The sequence below is a fragment of the Streptomyces sp. NPDC005070 genome (genome assembly GCF_053600395.1).
On record NZ_JBSFZS010000335.1, the window covers coordinates 1 to 3,050 of the forward strand.

Below are 3,050 nucleotides of genomic sequence, written 5' to 3' on the forward strand. Positions count from 1 at the left end.
GCGGCGCAGGGAGTTGCCGAGGGTGTAGCCGAAGCCCGGCTCCAGCGGCTCGATCACGAACCGGGAGCGGAACTCGTCGACGACCTCTTCGGTCAACGAGGGGCGCTGAGCGATCAGCATGTGGTGATCAGATCCTTCATTCGTGGACGCCCGCTATTTGACGCCCGACAAAACGCGCCTCCGAAGAGGCGGGTACAGCAAGGGTACGGGCGATACGGCCCTTTTACGGAGCCGTACCGCCCGAAAACCTTTGACCGAGCACAGGGCCGTCATGATCGACGACCGAGCGGCCGTGCGTCAGACGCGACGGCGCTTCGGCGGACGGCAGCCGTTGTGCGGGGTGGGGGTGACGTCCTGGATCGAGCCGACCTCGAGGCCAGTGGCCTGGAGGGAGCGGATCGCGGTCTCGCGACCGGAGCCCGGGCCCTTCACGAAGACGTCAACCTTGCGCATGCCGTGCTCCTGCGCGCGACGGGCGGCCGACTCGGCAGCCATCTGCGCGGCGAAGGGGGTGGACTTGCGCGAGCCCTTGAAGCCGACGTGGCCGGCGGAGGCCCAGGAGATCACGTTGCCCGCGGGGTCCGTGATCGAGACGATCGTGTTGTTGAACGTGCTCTTGATGTGAGCGTGCCCGTGAGCGACGTTCTTCTTTTCCTTGCGGCGCACCTTCTTGGCGGCACCCTGACGACCCTTGGGGGGCATCTGTTACTCCTACGGGGAGGTGGTCGGTCCTACAGCGAAGACCGCTGATGAAGCGTTGTCCGCTGAGGACTACTTCTTGCCCGGCTTCTTCTTGCCGGCGATCGCGCGACGCGGGCCCTTGCGGGTACGAGCGTTCGTGCTGGTGCGCTGGCCGTGCACGGGCAGGCCACGGCGGTGACGAATACCCTGGTAGCAGCCGATCTCGATCTTGCGGCGAATGTCGCCCTGGATCTCGCGACGGAGGTCACCCTCGGTCTTGATGTTGGCGTCCACGTACTCGCGGATCTTGACCAGCTCCTCCTCGGAGAGGTCACGAACGCGCGTGTTGGGGTTCACGCCAGTCTCGGCCAGCGTCTGCTGGGAAAGGGTCCGGCCGATGCCGAACACGTAGGTGAGGGCGACCTCCACACGCTTTTCGCGCGGGATGTCAACACCGGAAACGCGTGCCATTCAATGGCTCCAGTTGTCGTTCGGAGGTCTTCCGCAGAACCGGATCCCGCCCGCCGTCGTCCTCTGATCCAGGGATCGAGGAGTCGGTACGAACCGGGTCCCCGGCCTCCGACCGGGGGTGTCAGGCCTGATGAGACTCAGCCCTGGATCCTGCGTATGAACATGTACTGCTTGCGTCGCGCGAAGTATCTGCGGATGCAGAAGGTGCGGTCGTGCGTCAGCCCTGGCGCTGCTTGTGGCGCGGGTTTTCGCAGATGACCATGACCCGACCGTGACGGCGGATCACCCTGCACTTGTCGCAGATCTTCTTGACGCTCGGCTTGACCTTCATTAGGTGAGGTTCTCCGGGTCAGTGCCACCCCCCGCGCCCCGGAACCGGGACACGGAGCAAGGCAAGATCTACTTGTACCGGTAGACGATCCGGCCGCGCGTCAGGTCGTACGGAGACAACTCCACCACGACCCGGTCGTCAGGGAGGATGCGGATGTAGTGCATGCGCATCTTGCCGCTGATGTGCGCCAGGACCTGGTGGCCGTTCTGGAGCTCGACCTTGAACATCGCGTTCGGAAGAGACTCAACGACAGTGCCCTCGATCTCGATGGCACCTTGCTTCTTGGCCACGCTTCGCCCTTCGAATCGACTACCTTGATCGACTTCGTGCGAGCGCATGCAGACATGCGGGTGCACGAGAGCCGACGAGTCAGTCTACGTCAGGGCTCCCGGAAAGACGAATTGGCCTCGATTCCTCCCCGCCACTCATGACGATGCCCCACCCGTCGGCGCGGTATGCGCGAGGGGCGGGGCTGACCGAGTGCACGGCCGGCGGGGAGCGCGGGCGCGCTCCCCGCGGGCGGGGGCTTCAGCTCGCGAGGGGATCGGGAGCCGCCGTGATCCCGTACTCGGCGAGCTTCGCCCGGCCGCAGTCGGGAGCCGTGAGGACGAGCGGTCCGTCCTCTGTCAGCGCCACGGAGTGCTCCCAGTGCGAGGACCAGGTCCCGTCCGTGGTGATGACGGTCCAGTCGTCCTCGAGCACCTCGGTCCGCGGCGTGCCGAGCGACACCATCGGCTCGATCGCCAGACAGAACCCGGGGACCAGCTTCGGCCCCTTGCCGCGCTTGCGCTCGACGTAGTTCAGCAGGTGCGGGTCCATGTGCATCTCGGTGCCGATGCCGTGGCCGCCGTAGTCCTCGACGATGCCGTACTTGCCGCCGCCCGGCTTCGGCTGGCGGCGGATGTAGGTCTCGATGGCGCGGGAGATGTCGACCAGGCGGTTGCCCACCTTCATGGCCGCGATGCCCGCCCACATCGACTCCTCGGTCACCCGGGAGAGCTCGATGAGCTCCGGGGCGTGACCCGAGCCGACGAACGCGGTGTACGCGGCGTCACCGTGCCAGCCGTCCACGATCGCGCCGCAGTCGATGGAGATGATGTCGCCGTCCTTCAGGACGGTCTTGTCGTCCGGGATGCCGTGGACGACGACCTCGTTGGCCGAGGTGCAGATCGTCGCCGGGAAACCGCCGTACCCGAGGAAGTTCGACTTGGCGCCGTGCTCGTCCAGCACCTTGCGCGCAACCTCGTCCAGATCCCGGGTGGTCGCGCCGGGCGCCGCGGCCTCACGCGTGGCCGCATGGATCGCCGCGACGACCAGCCCCGCCTCACGCATCTTGGCGATCTGCTCGGGGGTCTTGATCTGCACCATGGTGGCTGCGGCCTTTCTGGACCGGAGAACGGACTACTCCAACGATACGGGGGACTCGACCCACCCCGCCCGGGGTCCCGGGACCCCGACGCGCGCAGGACCTTCGCCCTGCCCGCCTCGCACGTCGGCCGCGGCACCCGGTGAGGGTGCCGCAGAACGGACGAGCGGGGGGGAGGGAAAGAATGTGTGATGTAGGGTT

General features: G+C 66.7%; 5 protein-coding genes and 1 pseudogene. All 6 read right to left on the reverse strand.

Annotated elements, in window-relative coordinates; genetic code table 11:
- A pseudogene (locus ACWEBX_RS38660) lies at nucleotides 1-120 on the reverse strand (DNA-directed RNA polymerase subunit alpha); the annotation flags it as partial.
- A 177-nt stretch (nucleotides 121-297) separates the two neighbouring features.
- The gene (rpsK, locus tag ACWEBX_RS38665; RefSeq protein WP_006376016.1) at nucleotides 298-702 is read right to left on the reverse strand and encodes a 30S ribosomal protein S11; all 405 of its coding nucleotides are present in this window, start codon (nucleotides 700-702) and stop codon (nucleotides 298-300) included.
- A 69-nt stretch (nucleotides 703-771) separates the two neighbouring features.
- On the reverse strand, nucleotides 772-1,152 hold the full coding sequence (gene rpsM / locus ACWEBX_RS38670; RefSeq protein WP_037626962.1) for a 30S ribosomal protein S13: 381 nt from the start codon (nucleotides 1,150-1,152) through the stop codon (nucleotides 772-774).
- A gap of 217 nt (nucleotides 1,153-1,369) precedes the next feature.
- Complete coding sequence (gene rpmJ, locus ACWEBX_RS38675; RefSeq protein WP_003998809.1) at nucleotides 1,370-1,483, reverse strand: 50S ribosomal protein L36; 114 nt, start codon at nucleotides 1,481-1,483, stop codon at nucleotides 1,370-1,372.
- 68 nt (nucleotides 1,484-1,551) lie between these two features.
- Nucleotides 1,552-1,773: a translation initiation factor IF-1 gene (gene infA / locus ACWEBX_RS38680; RefSeq protein WP_003948620.1), complete on the reverse strand. Its 222-nt coding sequence runs from the start codon at nucleotides 1,771-1,773 to the stop codon at nucleotides 1,552-1,554.
- 238 nt (nucleotides 1,774-2,011) lie between these two features.
- Nucleotides 2,012-2,851 (reverse strand): type I methionyl aminopeptidase, encoded by an 840-nt coding sequence (map, locus tag ACWEBX_RS38685; protein WP_451889395.1) that lies wholly within the window; start codon nucleotides 2,849-2,851, stop codon nucleotides 2,012-2,014.
- Between the last annotated feature and the right edge of the window lie 199 nt (nucleotides 2,852-3,050).

What these genes read in the sequence shown, in the direction of transcription:
- rpsK (WP_006376016.1), bottom strand. Translation starts at nt 702, where the DNA reads ATGCCCCCCAAGGGTCGTCAGGGTGCCGCCAAGAAGGTGCGCCGCAAG.
- map (WP_451889395.1), bottom strand. Translation starts at nt 2,851, where the DNA reads ATGGTGCAGATCAAGACCCCCGAGCAGATCGCCAAGATGCGTGAGGCG.
- rpsM (WP_037626962.1), bottom strand. Translation starts at nt 1,152, where the DNA reads ATGGCACGCGTTTCCGGTGTTGACATCCCGCGCGAAAAGCGTGTGGAG.
- rpmJ (WP_003998809.1), bottom strand. Translation starts at nt 1,483, where the DNA reads ATGAAGGTCAAGCCGAGCGTCAAGAAGATCTGCGACAAGTGCAGGGTG.